This window comes from Paroceanicella profunda (assembly GCF_005887635.2).
Taxonomy (GTDB): domain Bacteria; phylum Pseudomonadota; class Alphaproteobacteria; order Rhodobacterales; family Rhodobacteraceae; genus Paroceanicella; species Paroceanicella profunda.
This window is the reverse complement of sequence record NZ_CP040818.1, coordinates 1,982,724-2,000,148: the sequence shown is the minus strand read 5'-3', so window position 1 is coordinate 2,000,148 and position 17,425 is coordinate 1,982,724. Positions and strand designations below refer to the sequence as shown.

Sequence of the window (17,425 nt, the reverse complement as noted above, 5' to 3'; positions counted from 1 at the left end):
CCCGGAGGCGGAGCTGAGATGCGCCTCCTGCTGGTCAACCCGAACACCACCGTCTCGATGACCGAGAAGGCGGCGGAGGCGGCGCGGGGCGCGGCGCCTGCCGGGGTCGAGATCCTCGCACGCACCTCGCTCTCCGGTCCGGCCTCGATCCAGGGGGCCGAGGATGGGGCCGCCGCCCTGCCCGGGCTCTTCGCCGCCCTGCGCGCCGGCGCCGCCGAGGGGGCGGATGCCGCGATCATCGCCTGTTTCGACGACACCGGCCTTGCCGAGGCGCGGGCGCTCTTCCCCGGCCCCGTGCTCGGCATCGGCCAGGCCGCCTTCCATGCCGCGGCGCTCTCCGGGCACCGGTTCTCGGTGGTCACCACCCTCTCGGTCTCGATCCCGGTGATCGAGGAGAACCTCGAGGCCTACGGGCTCGCCGCGCTCTGCGCCCGGGTGCGGGCGAGCGAGGTGCCGGTCCTCGCGCTCGAGGAGCTCGGCGGCGCTGCCGAGGCGCAGGTGAGCGCCGAGATCGGCCGCGCGGTGGCCGAGGATGGCGCCGGCGCCATCGTGCTCGGCTGCGCCGGGATGGCCGACCTCGCGGACCGTCTCTCCGCCGCCCATGGCGTGCCGGTGATCGACGGCGTGCGCGCCGCCGTGCGCCTCGCGCATGCAATGGTGGGGCTGGGGAACGGGACAGGCTGACGGGCGGGCCATTGCTCCGCAGCTCGCCGGCGGGCGATGCGGTTGCCCGCCGGAGCCCGTCCCTGCGGACCCGGGGGGCCGCTCGGCCGGGTCCGGCGCCACTGCGTCGCGTCATCGTCGGATGAACCTCGTGCAAATGCCGCGTCAGGCGCCCCGGTGCCCCGGTGCGCCTGCTGCCCGGCATGCCTGCCGCTTGCCGCTTGCCGCTTGCTGCTTGCTGCTTGCTGCTTGCTGCTTGCTGCTTGCTGCTTGCTGCTTGCTGCTTGCTGCTTGCTGCTTGCTGCTTGCTGCTTGCTGCTTGCTGCTTGCTGCTTGCCGAACGTGCGTCTCCGACGACGTTCGGGCAAGGCAATGACCTCCCGGCCCGCCTCGACCGCCCGGGCGACCAGCCCGGGCCGCGCCCGACCCTCCCCCCGGGAGGGCGCGATGGCGATGTCGCTCGACGTTCAGCCCTCGTTCGGGGCTTTCGGGATAAACCGCTGACCAGAAGCGTTGCTCGCGCCCACCCAGGGTCGGGCGCGGCCCTTCGCGCCCAACTCAGGGTGGGCGTCCGGCTCACGCACCTGCTCGGGGGCGCGGCCCCGTGCAATCGGATGCCCCTACCCGACATGGGCGCGATTTCCCCGCGCAGCGCAGACGCCGACAGGCCTTCCGGTGACTCCCGACAGCGAGACGATCTCGGCCGCACAAGACCCCGCCAGCCACCCGCCCCGCTCCGGTGGACGCCCGAAGCGCCCAGCCGGCAAAGCCACCCACATGCGAAACCGCGGGGCACCGCGCGCCGGCGGAGGACGACAGTCCTTCGCCACACCCGCCGCGCTGCGGGGGCCGCGAGGCCCCCTCGGCAAGGCGGGCGTCCCCTCCCCGCGCGGCGGTCATCAAAGGGCCATCGGGGCGTCTCCGTCCTGTCACCCGCCGGGCTTAGGCGGCGAAGCACCATGCCCGGAACGGAGACTTCCATGACCGACCACACCCTGCCCCTGCTCGGCGTCTGCCTGCCCACCGACGCGCTCGAAACCTACGGCGACTGGATCATCGCCGACCAGCGCGACCTCGAGATCCAGGATTTCTTCAGCGCCGACCTGCTGGAAGGCGATTGGCGCGGCACCGCGGCGAAGACGAAACGGCTGCTCGCCGGCTACACCGGGCGCCTCGGCATCCACGGGCCGTTCTGGGGCTTCTCCATCGGCACGATGGACGCGGACATCCGCGCGGTGGTGCAGAAGCGCCTCGGCCAGGGGCTCGACGCCTGCGAGGAGATCGGCGCCACCCAGATGGTGGTGCACAGCCCCTTCACCACCTGGGACTACACCAACCGCCACCACCTGCCCGGCCAGTACCGCACCGCCGACAATGCCCGCGCCACGCTGGAGCCGCTGCTGCCGCGGGCCGAGGCGCTCGGCGTCACGCTGGTGATCGAGAACATCGAAGACCGTGACCCGGCCGAGCGCGTGGCGCTGGCCGAGAGCCTCGCCAGCCCCTCGGTGCGCGTGTCGCTCGACACGGGCCACGCCAACATCGCCCATCACCAGCACAGCGCGCCGCCGGTGGACCACCACGTGCTCGCGGCGGGCTCCCTGCTCGAGCACGTGCACATCCAGGACACCGACGGCTACGCCGACCGGCACTGGCGCCCGGGCATGGGCAACATCCTCTGGGGCTCGCTCTTCGCCGCCCTCGCGCGCATCGACGCGAAGCCCCGGCTGAACCTGGAGCTGCGCGACAAGGCCGAGGTGCCCGCCGCCGTGGCCTATCTCGAAGCGCTCGGCCTCGCGCGCTGAGCCACCCCTGCCCCCGGTGCCACCGCGCCGGGGGCTTGCCTTTGCGGCCCGCCCGCGCCCTGATCGTGCCCATGAACGCGACACGCGACACCCTCACCCTGTGGCGGCCCGTGGGGCCGGAAGAACTCGCCCTCATCCGCGAGAGCGGCATGCGGGCCTTTCCGCCGCGCCTGCCCGAGCAGCCGATCTTCTACCCCGTCACCACCGAGGAATACGCGGTGAAGATCGCGCGGGACTGGAACGTGAAGGCCAGCGGCAGCGGCTTCGTCACCCGCTTCGAGGTGCGGCGCAGCTTCCTCGCCGGCTACACGGTGCAGGCGGTGGGCGGCGTCGCGCACCGCGAATACTGGATCCCGGCCGGGGACCTCCCCGCCTTCAACGACGCGATCGCGGGCGAGATCGAGGTGGTTCGCGAATTCCGCTGACCCCGGTGCCCCGGGCGGCGGGCGCGCGCCGGGGGCCGTCGCCCCGTGTCCGTCGCGACGGGGCGGGCGGACCCTGCCCTGGCCATGTCCCGCCGCCGAGCGGTCTTCTCCTCTCCTCCCGGAACGGCACTTCTCCCGGCCCCGGCCCGGTCACGCCCGGCCGCCCGCTCCCGTGCGGGGAGGGCAGCCCGGGGGGAAACGTCCCTCGGGGGCATCGAGCCCCCTTCGGGCCGTCGCGGCGCCCGGGCGGAGCGCGGGATGTCGACGACGGGCAGGCGCCGCGGGCGGGGCGGGCGCCGGACACCCGGCACGGCGCGGGACGAGCGGCGGAGGCCGGCCTGGCGGGCCGGGCCTGATGCGGGCTCAGAGGCGGGCGCCCTCGTGCAGATACACCCGGTCCCGGTAGCCCAGGCGCTGGAGTTCCTGGGCGAAACGGCCCGCGCGGGCACGGTCATAAAGCCGCTCGACGGCGGCGGGGGCAGCCCCCCAGGCCTCTTCCAGCACGCGGCCCTCGGCGCCCTGCTGGGGAACGCCGAGCGCGGCGAGCACGGTGGGCATCACGTCCACGATGCCGGCCGGGCACTCCCGCTCACCCGGCGTGATGCCGGGGCCGGAGAGGGCCAGCAGGGTGGTGAGCTCATGCCGGTTCAGCCCGCCATGCATGCCGCCCATCAGCGGCACACCGCCGGTGAAGGCGCCGCGGCCGGGCAGGCCGTCCGGGTCGGGCGTGCGGTCGGAGCGGCAGGCGTAGACGAGATCGGGCGCACGGGGGTGGTCGCCCATCACCGCCGCAAGCGGCAGGGTGCCGGGCAGGCCGTCGCGGGAGAAGAGGAGGCCCAGCCAGTCCTGCTCCATGGCCCAGGCCGCGAGGTCCGAGACGGCGGCGGGGTCCGGGCGGTCGGAGAGCAGGCGCAACTCACCCGCGGCCCCCCGGGTGTAGCCGAAGACATCGCCCTCCCCCGGACGGTCGGAGGCGCGGAAGCCTGCGGCGCGCAGGGCGGCGCCGAGGTCCACCTCCCGGTCCACGGTGATCTGGCCATGGTCGGACATGGCGATCAGCAGCGTGTCGGGCCCCAGCGCGGCGCGGATCCGGGCAAAGGCGGTGTCGCAGGCGGCGAGCGCGCGGCGCGAGTCCTCCGAGCCGATGCGGCAATAGTGGAAGGAGGTGTCCGGCTCCGGGAACCACACGATGGCCACGTCCGGCGCCTGCTCGGCCAGAACCGTGTCGCAGACCACCTGTGCCGCACGCTCCACGGCGCCGATCTTCGGCAGCTCCGGCCCGGGCAGCGGGCCGTGGCGGGCGACGGAGGCCCGCACCGCCCCGGGCGTGCGGGTATGCGCCTCGCCGTGGATGGAGAAGGTCCAGTGGCCGTTCTCCAGCACCCGGGAGTTGAGCAGGAAGGCCGAACCGGCCGAGCCGCAGTGCACGATGGAGAGCCGCTTGCCGGCGCGCGCGAGGCTGGTGCCGAGATCCTCCACCCCCACGGCCCCACCGGGCCAGGCGACGGCCGCGGCCTCCAGATGGGCGTAGTTCGAGGTGTCGAGCGGACCGCCCGCAATCAGCCCCGGCTGGTGGAACTGGTTGCCCACGATGCCGTGGCGCCGCGGCCAGGAGCCGGTGGCGATGCTGGTCGTCGCCACCCGCGTGTAGGAGGGAAACACCGAGCGCGCCTCGCGGAACCACGCGGCGCCGGCGGCGAAGCCTGCGAGCTCGGGCATCAGCTCCGGTGTCACCATGTCGGGCCTGAGCCCGTCGAACACCACGATCACGGCCCGCCGGGCCCCTGTCACGTCCATCCGTCCCTCCCCCGGGGGTCACCGGCCCGCGCCCGGGCCGTCCGGGGCCCCTCTTGCACGCGGAATGTCGCGGTTCGATGACAGCCGCGCGCGCCGGGCCGCCAACCGCATTCCCGACCTGTCCCGGACATCCTCGACGGGGGCCGACCGCCGGGCACTTTCCGGGCCATCCTCCCGAGACCGCCTGACGGGGCCGGGCACCCCGACCGGCCGGCCCGCTGTCCACCCGGCCAGCACTGCAAGCCGGCCTGCCCGGCACCCTCCCGGCCGGCAAACTCAGCCTGCCCAGTGCCTCCCGGCCGGCAGCGTCAGCCTGCCCGGCGTCCTTCCCGGCGACACTCTCAGCCTGCATGAACGCCGCCAGCCCATCGCTCTCAGCCTTCCTGCCGGAACGCCGCCCGGCCATCGCTCCCGGCCGGCCTGCCGGAACCTATCGGTGTACCCGCCGAGGGCCTGCTGCCGGGCCAACGGGCCTGCATCACATGCGCAGTGGCGGCAGGCCTCGCCACGACGTGCAGCCTGGCTTGCCTGACATGCAGCCTGGCTTGCCTGGCGTGCTGTGCACGCCGGGCCGCCGGGGGGCCGCGCGGATTGTGACAGGACAGTCGCATCCCTGTCACGCCGATGTTGCCGCGCGTCGCCATGCAGTGCCCCGTCATCTCCAGGAACGGGACCAACCGATGCACCTCACCCGCCGCACCCTCGGCCTCGCCCTTGCCGCGAGCCTCATGGCCAGCACGCTGCTGAGCTCCCCCATCCTTGCGCAGGACCGCCCGCACATCACCGTCGCGGTCCAGCAGATCGTGAATGCCGGCGCCCTGGACGTTCTGCGCGAGCAGTCCAACGTCGGCGCCCGCGTGTTCTACTCGCTGTTCGAGACGCTGATCGACTATGACCGCCAGCTGCCGGACCTGCCGCGCAAGCCCGGCCTCGCCACCTCCTGGAAGCGCATCGACGACCGGACGGTCGAGCTCACCCTGCGCCAGGGCGTGAAGTTCCACAACGGCGACACGATGACCGCCGACGACGTGGTGTTCACCTTCTCGCCGGAGCGCTTCGGCACCCTGCCCGAGCAGATCGAGGCCCAGAAATCCGGCGCGCAGCTGTTCACCTCCACCGTCGCGCAGATCACCAACGGCAAGGTGCCGCCGCCGGAAGTGGCCGCCGTGGCCCGCCGCGCCTGGCCGAACCTCGACCGGGTGGAGAAGGTGGACGACATGACCGTGCGCTTCATCTCCGAAGTGCCGGACCCCACGCTGGAGGGCCGCATCTCGCGCTACGGCGCCGAGATCCTCTCGAAACGCGCCTATGAGGAAGCCCCGACCTGGGCCGATTACGCCCGCCACCCGGTCGGCACCGGCCCCTACAAGGTGGTGGAGTTCAAGCCCGACAACGTGCTCGTGCTCGCCGCGCATGACGACTACTGGGGCGGGAAGCCGCCGATCGCGGAGCTGCGCTTCGTGGTGGTGCCGGAGGTGGCGAGCCGGGTGAACGGCCTGCTCTCGGGCGAGTATGACTTCATCACCGACGTGCCGCCGGACCAGATCGCCCTCATCGACGACGAGCCGAAGTTCGACGTGGTCGGCGGCCCGATCACCAACCACCGCCTGATGGTGTTCGACAAGAACAACGGCCCGATGAAGGACGTGAAGGTTCGCCAGGCGATGACCCACGCCATCGACCGGGACTCCATCGTCGAGGCGCTCTGGGGCAACCGCACCAAGGTGCCGGCCGGCCTGCAGTGGGAATACTACGGCGACATGTACCTGTCGGACTGGAAAGTGCCCGAGTACGACATGGACCTGGCCCGCAAGCTGGTGAAGGACTCCAGCTACAACGGCGAGCCGATCATCATGCGCGTGCTCAACAACTACTACACCAACCAGGTGTCCACCGCGCAGATCAACGCCGAATCCTTCCGCCAGATCGGCCTCAACGTGCAGATCGAGATGAAGGAGAACTGGCAGCAGATCTTCGACACCGAGAGCGGGCCGCGCATGGTGCGCGACTGGTCGAACTCCGCGCCCTTCCCGGACCCGGTGGCCTCCATCGTCAACCAGCACTGCCAGAACGGCCAGCAGCAGCAGGTCGGCGAATGGACGAACGAGGAGTTCAACGCGCTCTGCATCCGGCTCGAGACCTCGACCGACCTCGAAACCCGCCGGGCCGCCTTCCGCCGGATGCTCGAGATCGCCGAGCGCGAGGACCCCGCCTACACGGTGCTGCACCAGAACGCGATCTTCTACGGCAAGCGGGCCGACATCGCCTGGGAGCCCTCCGCGCTGCAGTCGATGGACTTCCGGGCCGACAATTTCGCCATCGTGAAGCCCGCGAACTGACGTGACAGCCGGGCGCCCGCGCCCGCTCCGCCGCCCCCCGGCTCCGGCCCGGGGGCGGCGCCGCCGTCCCGGGTACGCCCGGCCTGCCCCCTGCCCGTGGCCGTCCCTCCGGCCGCCGGCCCATCTCACTCCCGGAGTTCAGGGCACCCGCCATGACCGAGCATTTCGATGAGCTCAAACCCCTCGTGAGCCTGCGCGGGCTCACGGTGGATTTCGACACCGGCCGCCGCTTCGTGCGCGCGCTGCACGGGGTGGACCTCGACGTGCACCGCGGCGAAACCCTCGGAATCGTGGGGGAATCCGGCTGCGGAAAGTCGATCACCTGGCTCGCGGCCACCGGCCTGCTCGACGCCCGCGCGCGGATTCGCGGCTCGGTGAAGCTCGCGGGCGAGGAGATCCTGAACGCGCCGGCAAGGCGCCTCGCCCGGCTGCGCGGCGGGCGCATCGCGCTCATCTTCCAGGACCCGTCCTCGGCGCTGAACCCGGTGCACCGCATCGGCCGGCAGATCGGCGAGGCCCTGTGGCTGCACCGCGGGCTGCGCGGCAAGGACGCCCGCCGCGAGGCCACCCGCCTGCTGGAGCGCGTCGGCATCTCCAACCCCGCCCAGCGCCTGCGCGACTACCCGCACGAGCTTTCCGGCGGCATGAACCAGCGCGTGATGATCGCCATGGCGCTGGCGGGCGAGCCCGAGCTGCTGATCGCGGACGAGCCGACAACCGCGCTCGACGCCACGATCCAGGCGCAGATCCTCGATCTGCTGGGCGACCTGCGCCGCGAGACCGGCATGGCGATGGTGCTGATCTCCCATGACCTCGGCGTGGTCTCCGACATCTGTGACCGCGTGGCGGTGATGTATTGCGGCCGGGTGATCGAGACCGCCGGCGCGACGCGGCTGTTCTCCGCCCCGGCGCATCCCTATTCCATCGGGCTGATGCGGGCCCTTCCGGTGATCGACGGCCCGCGCGTGCGGCTGGACGCCATCCCCGGCACGGTGCCCGCGCCGGATGCGCTGCCCCCGGGCTGCACCTTCGCGCCGCGCTGCGCCTTCGCCGACGATGCCTGCTCCGGCACCCTGCCGGGCCTGCGCCCGGTGCCCGGCGGCGACCACCGCGCCGCCTGCCTGCGCATCGAGGCCGTGCGCCGCGGCGCCCTGCCGCCCGAGGGACGGGTGGAACATGCCCGCGAGGTGCCCGCATGAGGCCGCTGCGTCCCACCTTCGCCGCAGCCCGGTCCCCCTCCCGCGCCGGCCTGTCGCCCGATGCATCCTCACGGGGCGTCGCGGCCCGATGCGCCCTGGCCCACCCGGGCAGGGCAGCGCGGGCGCATGCCGAACCCTGCCAGTTTCCAGCCAGCCAGGAGGCCCGATGACCGCGCTGCTCTGTGTGCGTGGCCTCAAGCGCCACTTCGCCATCCGCCGCCCCGGCGGCCTGTTCGGCAAACCCGCCACGCTGAAGGCCGTGGACGGGCTCGACTTCGACATTCCCGCCGGGCGGACGCTCGGGCTCGTCGGGGAATCGGGCTGCGGCAAGTCCACCACGGCGCGGCTGGTGCTCGGCCTCGTGCCGCCCGGCGCCGGCGAGGTGCGTTTCGACGGCGCCCTCGTGACCGCGCGCCATGACGCCGCCTGGCGCCGCCAGCGCCGGCGCATGCAGATGATCTACCAGGACCCGCTCGGCGCGCTGGACCGGCGGATGAAGGTGGGCGAGCAGATCGGCGAGCCCATCGTCATCCATGAGCCCGCCCTGCCCGCACCGGAGCGCGCCGCGCGCGTGGCCGACCTCATGGAGCAGGTGGGCCTCGGCGCGCGCATGGCCGAGCGCTACCCGCACGAGCTTTCCGGCGGCCAGCGCCAGCGGGTGGTCATCGCCCGCGCCCTTGCCCTCGACCCGGCCCTGCTGGTGTGCGACGAGCCGGTCTCCGCGCTCGACGTCTCCATCCAGGCGCAGGTGCTGAACCTGCTCGACGACCTGCGCGCCCGCACCGGCTTCGCCGCGCTGTTCATCAGCCATGACCTGAAGGTGGTCCGGCAGATGTCGGACCGGGTGGCGGTGATGTATCTCGGGCGGATCGTGGAGGAAGGCGCGCCGGAGGAGGTGTTCCACCGCCCGCTGCACCCCTACACGCAGGCCCTCGTCTCCGCGATCCCGGTGCCCGGGCGCAAGCGTGCGCGCATCGTGCTGGAGGGCGACCCCCCGAACCCGGTGGACGTTCCCTCGGGCTGCCCCTTCCACCCGCGCTGCCCGCAGGCCATGGCCGTCTGCAGCCGCGAGGTGCCGCGCCTGGCGCGCGATTCCGGGCGTTCCGTTGCCTGCCATCTCGCGACCGCGCCCGCGGTCCAAGCCGCGGAGTGAACCGGACATGATGCGCTATTTCCTCTCCCGCCTGCTGCGCGCCCTGGTGACCGTGGCACTGATCGTCTCGGCGGCCTTCGTGGTGCTGCGCCTGTCCGGCGACCCGGCCATCGCGATCCTCGGACCCGAGGCGCCGCCGGAGGCCTTCGAGGCCTTCCGCGCCGCCTGGGGCCTCGACCAGCCGCTGTGGGTCCAGTATCTGCGCTATTTCTCGGCCATCGCCCACGGCGACCTCGGCCTGTCGATGCGTGACGGCCGCCCGGCGCTGGACCTGGTGCTGGAGCGGGTGCCCGACACGCTGCTCATCACCCTGCCGGCGCTGCTGCTGAACATGCTCATCGGCATCCCCGCCGGCATCTGGGCAGCGCTTCACCGCAACACGGTGATCGACCGGGCGATCATGACCGTCTCGGTGATGGGCTTCACCGTGCCGAGCTTCGTGATGGGGCTGGTGCTGGCGCTGATCTTCGCGGTGCGGCTGCGCTGGCTGCCCTCCGGCGGCTCGGACACGCTGTGGCACGCGGTGCTGCCCATCGTCACCATGGGGGTGATCGGGGCGGCGGTGATCGCGCGGTTCACCCGCTCGGCCATGCTGGAGACGCTGGGCCAGCCCTATATCCGCACCGCCTCGGCCAAGGGGCTGCTGTGGCACCAGGTGATCATCCGCCACGCCCTGCCGAATGCCGCCATTCCCACGCTCACCATCATCGGCTTCATGGTGGGCAGCCTGGTGGCCGGCGCGGTGGTGGTGGAGAGCATCTTCTCCTGGCCCGGGGTGGGGCGTCTGCTGGTCACCGCCGTGGCGAACCGGGACCTCGCGGTGGTGCAGGTCATCCTGCTGCTGATCGGCTTCACCATGGTGGGCGCCAATCTCGTCGTGGACATGGCCTACGGCTGGGTGGACCCGCGCCTGCGCACGGGCCGCGCCGCGAAACCCGCCTGACGGGGCCCCGGCCCGGGGGTCGCGACGCCCCCGGGCCCGGCACCCGCCGGCTGGCGCGCATCCCGACCCGACCCGACCCGACCCGACCCGACCCGACCCGACCCGACCCGACCCGACCCGACCCGACCCGACCCGAGAAGATGCTCCCCGCCGCCGCCCGTTTCCAGAACATTCCTTCGCGGCCGGGCCGGCCCCCCGCTGCCGCCGCACGGGCCGCCCGCCTTCTTCGCCGGGCCGGCCTCCTGTCCGACCGACCGGCTTTGCCGGCCGCGCCTCCCGCCTGCCCGCCCGCTTCCGTCCCCCACGCCTGCGCCACCCGATCCCCCAGCCGGAGCCCCAGCCATGACCCTTCTTTCCACCGACACCGGGACCAGCAGCGGCAGTGTCTTCACCGCCAAGAACAGGCTCGGCGCCTTCTTCGAGAGCTGGCCGCCGGGCATCCTCCTCGCCCTCGCCTGGCTGGCGCTCTGCGCGGTGCTGGTGGCCTTCGCGCCGCATGTGGCACCCTATGACTACCTGGCGATGGACCTGCGCGCCCGGCTCACCCCCCCGGTGTTCTTCGGCGGCGGATGGGCCCATCCGCTGGGCACGGACGAACTGGGGCGCGACGTGCTCTCGCGGCTCATCGCCTCGGTGCGGATCTCGCTGGTCATCGCCTTCCTCTCCACGCTCATCGCGGCCAGCCTGGGCGTGACGCTGGGCTTCCTCGCCGCCTGGTTCCGCGGCAAGGTGGAGCAGGTGGTGCTGATGCTGATCGACGCGCAGGCGGCCATGCCCTTCATGATCATCGCGCTGGCCATGCTGGCCTTCCTGGGCAACTCGCTCACCCTGCTGGTGGTCCTGATGGGGTTCTACGGCTGGGAGCGGATCGCCCGCATCGCCCGCGGTCTCGCCATCTCGGCCGCCGAACAGGGCTACGCCACCGCGGTGCGCGACCTGGGCGCCACGCCCTGGCGGATCTACGGGCGCCACATCCTGCCCAACATCGCCTCCACGCTCATCGTGTCGATGACGCTGAACTTCCCGGAGGTGATCCTGCTGGAATCCGGCCTGTCCTTCCTCGGGCTGGGGGTGCAGCCGCCGATGTCGAGCCTGGGCAACATGGTGGGCTACGGGCGGGACTACATCCAGTCCGCGCCCTGGATCATGCTGGCCCCGGCGGCGGCCATCGTGCTCACCACCCTGTCGATCTCGATGCTCGGCGACTGGTTGCGCGACCGCTTCGACCCCACCCTGCGCTGACCGGGCCGGATGCTCCGGGCCCGTCTTGCCGCGCGACACCAGGCGCCGCGCGGTGAGCGGGCCCCGCAGAGGCAGACGCCGCCGAAGGGAACCTTCCGGCGGCCCGTAGCCAAACGCGCTTCGCGAACTGCCGCCAAGGGGGCCCGGCCAGTTGTGGAGAGGCGCATGGCCCCCCGTGCTCGCGTACGGGATTGAGCCGCCGGGGGGCGCGAGCGAGTCCCGGCCGCCGAGGGGTGCGGACGGGCCTCAGCCGCCGGGCGCGCAGGCGGGCCCCAGCCGCAGGGCGGCGCGGGCAGGGCTCAGCCGCCGGGAGCGCACGCGGGGTTCAGCCGCCGGGAACGCAGGCAGGGTTCACGCAGGCGGGCTTCAGCCGCAGGGGGGCGCCGGACGGGGCTCAGCCGCCGGGGGCGCGGGCCGCGATGCGCACCACCCGGGCCCGGCCCTGGTGGCGCCCGCCCTCGTCGAGGCGCACCTCGCCGAAGAGCCAGTCCTCCCGGGTGAACCCCTCAAGCCAGGAGGAAAGCTCGCCCTCCGCGTAGCGCAGCGCCGGGTCGGCGGGGCCGCAGCCGCCCTCTCCGGCGGCCGCGAAGGCCTCCATCACGAACCAGCCGCCGGGGCGCAGCGCCCAGGCGCCCAGCCGCACGGCGGCCTCGCGCTGCGCGGGCGGTCCCTGAAGGTAGAACAGGAACACCGCGTCGAAGCTGCGATCGGGGGACCAGCCGGCGAGATCGGCCGTCACGCGCCGCACGGAGACACCTGCCGCCCGGTCCCGCTCGCGCGCCTGCAGGGTGGCCTCCGCGGAGATGTCGATCGCGGTGACGGAGAGCCCGCGCCGCGCCGCCCAGGTGCCGTTGCGCCCGTCGCCATCGGCGATGAACAGGGCGGTGCGCGCCGGGAAGCCCGGACGCGCGAGGGTCATCACCAGCCAGAGGTTCGGCGTGTCTCCGAACAGGCTCCCCGCGCTGGCGGCATAGGCGGCGTTCCAGTCAGGCGGCGTGGACAACGGCTCCTCCGCGCGGGTGGTGTCACTCCATCGCGAGCATCAGGTTGCGGACCAGCGGGTAGATCTCGTTCTGCCACTTGCGGCCGTTGAACACGCCGTAATGGCCGACATTGGCCTGCAGGTGGTGGCGCTTCAGGTGCGGGCGCAGGCCGGTGCACAGCTCATGCGCGGCGGCGGTCTGGCCGATGGCGCAGATGTCGTCGCGCCCGCCCTCCACCGTGAGCAGGGCCGTGCGCATGATGGCGCCGGGGCGCACCGGGCGGCCCTTGTAGGTGAGCTCGCCCTTGGCCAGCAGCGCGCGCTGGAACACCATGTCGATGGTCTCGATGTAGAATTCCTCCGTGAGGTCGAGCACGGCGAAATACTCGTCGTAGAAGGTCTTGATCCGCTCGGCGGAGGCCTCGTCCCCGGCCACGAGATGGTCGTAAAGCTCCCGGTGGGTCTTCTTGTGCCGGTCCATGTTCATGGTCATGAAGGCGCCGAGCTGGACGAACCCGGGGTACACCCGCCGCCCGCCGCCCTTGTAGCGCCAGGGCACGGTGGCGATCAGCTTGTCCTCGAACCACTCGATCGGGTGTTCGTTGGCGAGCTGGTTCACCGTGGTCGGGCTCTCGCGCACGTCGATCGGTCCGGCCATCAGCGTCATGGACAGCGGCGTGGCCGGGTGCTTGTCCTCCGACATCACCGCCACGGCGGCCAGCGCCTGCACGCAGGGCTGGCACACCGCCAGGATGTGCGAGCGCGGCCCCATCTGCTCCAGGAAGCGGATGATGTAGGTGATGTAATCCTCCACGCCGAAGCGCCCGGCGGAGAGCGGCACGTCCCGCGCGTTCGTCCAGTCGGTGATGTACACGTCATGGTCGCGCAGCAGCGTCTCCACCGTGCCGCGCAGCAGCGTGGCGAAATGGCCCGACAGGGGTGCTACCACCAGCACCTTCGGCTGCGGCACGTCGCTGTCCTTCACGAAGTGCAGCAGCCGGCCGAAGGGCAGGTCCAGCGCCACTTCCTCGTGCACCTGCGCATCGCGGTTGCCCGAGGGCACGCTGGTGATGCCGAAGGCGGGGCTCACGTGGGAAAGTTCCAGCCGGCTGATCATCTCCAGCCCGGCGCGGAGGCTGCGCTCGGGCAGGCCCGGCCCCGCCTCCGTGCCCCGGGCGCCGGAAAACATGTCGAGGAGAGAGCGCATCCAGTCGGCCGCATCGCGCACGGGGGTGAGCATGTCGTCCTGCGCCTGGTAGAGCTGATAGAGCATTCCCTTGCCGCCTCCTGGTGAATTCACGCGAATCGTAATGTCTTTTCGCTTGCGCCGCGAGCGAATTGTGCGTTGCAATAGATGCAGTACCCCGGGGAGGACACACCGATGCCGCGCGCCACGCTCACCATTTCCAGCAAGAATTATTCGTCCTGGTCCCTGCGCGGATGGCTGCTGTGCCGCATGGCCGGGCTGGAGTTCGACGAGGAGATCGTCACGGTGGACGACCCAACCGTGCGCGCCGAGCTGCTGCTGCTGTCGCCCTCCGTTCTGGTGCCCCGCCTCACCCACAACGAGGTGAGCGTGTGGGACACGCTGGCCATCGGCGCCTATCTCAACGAGAAGTTCCCCAAGGCCGGCCTGCTGCCGAAGGACATGGTGGCCCGCCAGCACTGCCGCTCCATCTGCGGCGAGATCCACTCCGGCTTCCACAACCTGCGCTCGGCGCTGCCGATGAACCTCAAGGCCCGGCACGACAGATTCAAGATCTTCGCCGGCGCGCGGCCGGACATCGAGCGGGTGAAGGCGATCTGGACCGAGTGCATGGAGCGCTACGGCGGCCCGTTCCTGTTCGGCGAGCCGACGATCGCCGACGCCATGTATGCCCCGGTCTGCACCCGGTTCCAGACCTATGCCGTGGCGCTGGACGGCCCGGCCGCCGCCTATAACGAGCACATCCTCAGCTGGTCCCTGCTCCAGCCCTGGATCGCGGCCGCGGTGGAGGAACCGGAGGAGATCGAGGAACTCGACGTCGAGTTCTGAGGCCGCCGGGCGCGCGCCGGAAGAGGCTGCGTCTGCTGCGGGAAGAGAGCGCGCTTTCGTCAGAGGGCGCGTGGCGCAGTCCCTCGCGCGTTCGGGGCCGCGAGCCACGAACCCGCGACATTCCCCACAATCCGCGCGCGGCGCTCCGCGGCATCGCCCTCCCGCAACGGCCCGAGGTCGAAGCGCATCAGGTCGCCCCGGCCTCGGGGGCCTGTCCGTCTGCCACAGCTATGCGCTGGTCCGGTGCCCCGTGCGCGGCGCAGGCGCCGGAGCGCCGTCTGCCCGGCGGGACTGCCGGCCCGAGGGGCGGGGGCTCGCCTGCCCCGCGAAACTCCGCCCCCGGCCCGGGCGGGCCGCGTCAGGCCACGCGCAGGCCGCGCACCCAGACACCCTTCGTGAAGGGGAAGCCTTCGGCGGTGGCGAAGCGCACCAGGTCTGCGCGCTGCCCTGGCGCGAGGGCGCCGCGGTCGGTGAGGCCGGAGGCCCGGGCCGGCGCCTCGGTCACCATGCGGATGCCGCGAGCCATGTCGCCGCCTTCGCGCCCGAGGCGCACGGCGCCCATCAGCAGGCTGGCGGGCGCATAGTCGGAGGAGAGGATGTCCAGCAGCCCGGCATCCGCCAGCGTCTGCGCCGCCACGTTGCCCGAGTGCGAGCCGCCGCGCAGCAGGTTGGGCGCGCCCATCATCACCGCGATGCCGGCGGCGCGCAGGGCCTCCGCCGCCTCCAGCGTGGTGGGGAACTCGGCCAGCCCCGCCCCGTGCGCCGCCGAGGCCGCGACATGGTCGGTGGTGGTGTCGTCATGGCTCGCCAGCACCGCGCCCCAGGCCCGGGCGGAGGCCACCGCGTCTGCCTCGTGCTGCGCGCCGAAGCGGCGCTTCACCTCGAGCAGGTGCACCACATGGGCGTCGAACTCGGCATCGGTGTAGCCGTACTTGCCCTGCACATAGGTGCGGTACTGGCGCTCGTCGGCGAACTGGCGCTGGTGGGGGGTGTGGTCCATCAGGCTCAGGATGCCCACCCGGTCGGCGGGGCCGAACTCGGACAGCTCCTCCGTGAGGGTCTCCGAGCAGATCTCCGCGCGCAGGTGCAGGAAATGGCTGATGCGCAGCGCCCCGGACGTGCGGGCGGCGAGGATCTCGTTCGCCATCTGCCTTGCGTAACGGCCGTAGCTCTTCTTCTTGCCCGAGAGCACCGAGCCCACGCGGATGGCGTCATAGACGGTGGTGATGCCGATGCCGGCCAGCTCCGCGTCATGCGCCAGAATGGCGGCGGCATGCGGCCAGTCCACGCCGGGGCGCGGGCGCATGTGGCGCTCCAGGTTGTCGGTGTGCAGCTCCACCAGGCCGGGCGAGAGCCAGTCGCCCCCGCAGTCCAGCGCGCCGGCGGGCACGGCGTCCCCCTCGGCGATCTCCACGATCTCGCCCTGCGAGACGGCGATGCGCCCGAGCATCACCCGGTCCGGCAGCACCAGTCGGGCATTGGCCAGTTCGGCGTCGCCGACGGCCAGCGCGGCGGAAGCGGGGGCGGAAGCGATCATGTCATGCACGCGAGGGTTCCTTTCGGGGCATGGAAGCGGGGGCGGCGGGCGCTGAGGCGGAGGCGGCGGACGGGCCCGGCAGGGCGGCGAGGAAGGCGGCCACGGCCGCGTCCAGCGGCTGGCCGTTGTCGATCACGGTGACATCCGGGCCCTCGGGCGTGGCGAAGCCGGCCCGGGCCAGCCGGGCGCGGATATCGGCCGCGTCCTCGCGCCCGCGCGCGGCGAGGCGTTCGGCCAGAACCTCCGGCGCCGCGGTGACCACGATCACCCGCAGCCCGGAATGGGTGGCGCGCAGCGCGCCGATCACGCTGCGCGAGCCGTTGAACAGCACGTGGCGGCCGGAGGCCAGCACCGGCGCGATCTCGCAGGGGATGCCATAGGCCAGCCCGTGCGCGTGCCACAGCGTGGCGAAGCCGCCGGCGGCCTCGCGCGCGGCGAATTCGGGCGCGCTCACGCCGGTGAAGGCCTCGCCGCCAGCCTCCTCCGGCCGGGTGATCACCCGGCGCGGGAAGAAGATGTCGGGCCGGGCGGCGCGGGCGGCATCGATCAGCGTGTCCTTGCCCGCCCCGGAGGGCCCGACGACCACGATGAGCGTGCCGGGGTTCATGATACCCTCGGGGCGAAACCGCTCACGTCCACCTCCCGGTCGCACACCCGGGCGCGGGCCTCCGTGTCGTGGAAGATGCCCACGATGGCCGCGCCGCGGGCCTTGGCCTCCTCGATCAGGCTCAGCACCGTGCCGCGGTTGGTGGCGTCCAGGCTGGCGGTGGGCTCGTCGAGCAGCAGGGCCGGGTAGTCATGGGCGAAACCGCGGGCGATGTTCACCCGCTGCTGCTCGCCGCCCGAGAAGGTGAGCGGCGAAAGCTCCCACAGCGCCTGCGGGATGTTGAGCCGGGCCAGCAGCGCCTCGGCCCGGGCGCGGGCCTCCTCCGCCGGCCGGCCCAGCGCCAGCAGCGGCTCGGCGACCACGTCGCGCGTGGGCACGCGCGGCACCACGCGCAGGAACTGGCTCACATAGCCCAGCACCTCGCGGCGCAGCGCGATGATCTCGCGCGGGCGGGCCGTGACCACGTCCAGCTCCCCCACCCGGATGGTGCCGGAGGCGGCGAGGTAATTGCCGTAGATCATCCGCATCAGCGTGGACTTTCCGGCCCCCGAGGCGCCGACCAGCGCCACGCATTCGCCGGGCGCCACGCCGAGGTGCGCGCCGCGCATCACCTCCAGCTCGGCGCCGCCCTGGTTGTGCAGCGTGAAGCGCTTGGAGACGTTTTCAACCTGGATCATCCTATCCCCCTGAGATCGCGCGCA

Annotated in this window: 15 protein-coding genes; 9 read left to right on the top strand and 6 right to left on the bottom strand. The window is 72.6% G+C overall.

All coding sequences use genetic code 11. The features are described 5' to 3' along the window. Positions 1 to 18: 18 nt before the first annotated feature. From FDP22_RS08905 to FDP22_RS08895, 3 genes are all read left to right on the top strand, one after another. On the top strand, positions 19 to 684 hold the full coding sequence (locus tag FDP22_RS08905; protein WP_138572065.1) for an aspartate/glutamate racemase family protein: 666 nt from the start codon (positions 19 to 21) through the stop codon (positions 682 to 684). Positions 685 to 1,643: 959 nt separating this feature from the next. After that, complete coding sequence (locus FDP22_RS08900) at positions 1,644 to 2,465, top strand: sugar phosphate isomerase/epimerase family protein (RefSeq protein WP_138572546.1); 822 nt, start codon at positions 1,644 to 1,646, stop codon at positions 2,463 to 2,465. Positions 2,466 to 2,536: 71 nt separating this feature from the next. Then, entirely contained in the window at positions 2,537 to 2,890 is a 354-nt protein-coding gene (locus FDP22_RS08895; RefSeq protein WP_138572066.1) for an ADP-ribosylation/crystallin J1, read from the top strand. Between the two features lie 363 nt (positions 2,891 to 3,253). Here FDP22_RS08895 and FDP22_RS08890 read toward each other — a convergent pair whose 3' ends face one another. Beyond that, positions 3,254 to 4,687, bottom strand: a complete 1,434-nt coding sequence (locus tag FDP22_RS08890; protein ID WP_138572067.1) for an alkaline phosphatase family protein — start codon at positions 4,685 to 4,687, stop codon at positions 3,254 to 3,256. Positions 4,688 to 5,367: 680 nt separating this feature from the next. On the opposite strand from FDP22_RS08890, the gene FDP22_RS08885 reads away from it, so the two are divergent. The 5 genes from FDP22_RS08885 to FDP22_RS08865 all read left to right on the top strand — a co-directional run bounded on the left by FDP22_RS08885 (position 5,368) and on the right by FDP22_RS08865 (position 11,563). After that, positions 5,368 to 7,026: an ABC transporter substrate-binding protein gene (locus FDP22_RS08885; RefSeq protein WP_138572068.1), complete on the top strand. Its 1,659-nt coding sequence runs from the start codon at positions 5,368 to 5,370 to the stop codon at positions 7,024 to 7,026. A gap of 152 nt (positions 7,027 to 7,178) precedes the next feature. After that, positions 7,179 to 8,225 carry an ABC transporter ATP-binding protein gene (locus tag FDP22_RS08880; protein ID WP_138572548.1) on the top strand — a complete coding sequence of 349 codons (1,047 nt, stop codon included), beginning with the start codon at positions 7,179 to 7,181 and terminating at the stop codon, positions 8,223 to 8,225. Between the two features lie 166 nt (positions 8,226 to 8,391). Beyond that, positions 8,392 to 9,378, top strand: coding sequence for an ABC transporter ATP-binding protein (locus FDP22_RS08875; protein ID WP_138572069.1), 987 nt, complete (start codon positions 8,392 to 8,394; stop codon positions 9,376 to 9,378). A 7-nt stretch (positions 9,379 to 9,385) separates the two neighbouring features. Next, positions 9,386 to 10,321: an ABC transporter permease gene (locus FDP22_RS08870; protein WP_138572070.1), complete on the top strand. Its 936-nt coding sequence runs from the start codon at positions 9,386 to 9,388 to the stop codon at positions 10,319 to 10,321. Between the two features lie 342 nt (positions 10,322 to 10,663). Next, positions 10,664 to 11,563 (top strand): ABC transporter permease, encoded by a 900-nt coding sequence (locus FDP22_RS08865; RefSeq protein ID WP_138572071.1) that lies wholly within the window; start codon positions 10,664 to 10,666, stop codon positions 11,561 to 11,563. A 394-nt stretch (positions 11,564 to 11,957) separates the two neighbouring features. Here FDP22_RS08865 and FDP22_RS08860 read toward each other — a convergent pair whose 3' ends face one another. Both FDP22_RS08860 and FDP22_RS08855 read right to left on the bottom strand, forming a co-directional pair. Then, positions 11,958 to 12,566, bottom strand: coding sequence for a class I SAM-dependent methyltransferase (locus FDP22_RS08860; protein ID WP_138572072.1), 609 nt, complete (start codon positions 12,564 to 12,566; stop codon positions 11,958 to 11,960). 22 nt (positions 12,567 to 12,588) lie between these two features. Further along, positions 12,589 to 13,818 (bottom strand): polyhydroxyalkanoate depolymerase, encoded by a 1,230-nt coding sequence (locus FDP22_RS08855; RefSeq protein WP_138572073.1) that lies wholly within the window; start codon positions 13,816 to 13,818, stop codon positions 12,589 to 12,591. A gap of 108 nt (positions 13,819 to 13,926) precedes the next feature. Between FDP22_RS08855 and FDP22_RS08850 the strand changes: the two genes are divergently transcribed. Further along, the gene (locus tag FDP22_RS08850; RefSeq protein ID WP_138572074.1) at positions 13,927 to 14,580 is read left to right on the top strand and encodes a glutathione S-transferase; all 654 of its coding nucleotides are present in this window, start codon (positions 13,927 to 13,929) and stop codon (positions 14,578 to 14,580) included. Positions 14,581 to 14,938: 358 nt separating this feature from the next. Here FDP22_RS08850 and FDP22_RS08845 read toward each other — a convergent pair whose 3' ends face one another. The 3 genes from FDP22_RS08845 to phnL are packed head-to-tail and all read right to left on the bottom strand — an operon-like array spanning position 14,939 to position 17,401. Continuing rightward, a complete protein-coding gene (locus FDP22_RS08845) occupies positions 14,939 to 16,117 on the bottom strand; it encodes an alpha-D-ribose 1-methylphosphonate 5-triphosphate diphosphatase (RefSeq protein WP_138572550.1) in 1,179 nt (392 codons plus the stop codon). Position 16,118: 1 nt separating this feature from the next. Next, on the bottom strand, positions 16,119 to 16,724 hold the full coding sequence (gene phnN, locus FDP22_RS08840; protein WP_138572075.1) for a phosphonate metabolism protein/1,5-bisphosphokinase (PRPP-forming) PhnN: 606 nt from the start codon (positions 16,722 to 16,724) through the stop codon (positions 16,119 to 16,121). After that, positions 16,721 to 17,401: a phosphonate C-P lyase system protein PhnL gene (phnL, locus tag FDP22_RS08835; RefSeq protein WP_138572076.1), complete on the bottom strand. Its 681-nt coding sequence runs from the start codon at positions 17,399 to 17,401 to the stop codon at positions 16,721 to 16,723. Before phnL ends, phnN begins: the two co-directional genes overlap by 4 nt. Positions 17,402 to 17,425 lie beyond the last annotated feature (24 nt).

Coding starts and splice junctions, on each gene's coding strand:
- FDP22_RS08850 (WP_138572074.1), top strand. CDS start 13,927: ATGCCGCGCGCCACGCTCACCATTTCCAGCAAGAATTATTCGTCCTGG.
- FDP22_RS08855 (WP_138572073.1), bottom strand. CDS start 13,818: ATGCTCTATCAGCTCTACCAGGCGCAGGACGACATGCTCACCCCCGTG.
- FDP22_RS08890 (WP_138572067.1), bottom strand. CDS start 4,687: ATGGACGTGACAGGGGCCCGGCGGGCCGTGATCGTGGTGTTCGACGGG.
- FDP22_RS08845 (WP_138572550.1), bottom strand. CDS start 16,117: ATGATCGCTTCCGCCCCCGCTTCCGCCGCGCTGGCCGTCGGCGACGCC.
- phnN (WP_138572075.1), bottom strand. CDS start 16,724: ATGAACCCCGGCACGCTCATCGTGGTCGTCGGGCCCTCCGGGGCGGGC.
- FDP22_RS08865 (WP_138572071.1), top strand. CDS start 10,664: ATGACCCTTCTTTCCACCGACACCGGGACCAGCAGCGGCAGTGTCTTC.
- phnL (WP_138572076.1), bottom strand. CDS start 17,401: ATGATCCAGGTTGAAAACGTCTCCAAGCGCTTCACGCTGCACAACCAG.
- FDP22_RS08870 (WP_138572070.1), top strand. CDS start 9,386: ATGATGCGCTATTTCCTCTCCCGCCTGCTGCGCGCCCTGGTGACCGTG.
- FDP22_RS08885 (WP_138572068.1), top strand. CDS start 5,368: ATGCACCTCACCCGCCGCACCCTCGGCCTCGCCCTTGCCGCGAGCCTC.
- FDP22_RS08905 (WP_138572065.1), top strand. CDS start 19: ATGCGCCTCCTGCTGGTCAACCCGAACACCACCGTCTCGATGACCGAG.
- FDP22_RS08880 (WP_138572548.1), top strand. CDS start 7,179: ATGACCGAGCATTTCGATGAGCTCAAACCCCTCGTGAGCCTGCGCGGG.
- FDP22_RS08875 (WP_138572069.1), top strand. CDS start 8,392: ATGACCGCGCTGCTCTGTGTGCGTGGCCTCAAGCGCCACTTCGCCATC.
- FDP22_RS08900 (WP_138572546.1), top strand. CDS start 1,644: ATGACCGACCACACCCTGCCCCTGCTCGGCGTCTGCCTGCCCACCGAC.
- FDP22_RS08895 (WP_138572066.1), top strand. CDS start 2,537: ATGAACGCGACACGCGACACCCTCACCCTGTGGCGGCCCGTGGGGCCG.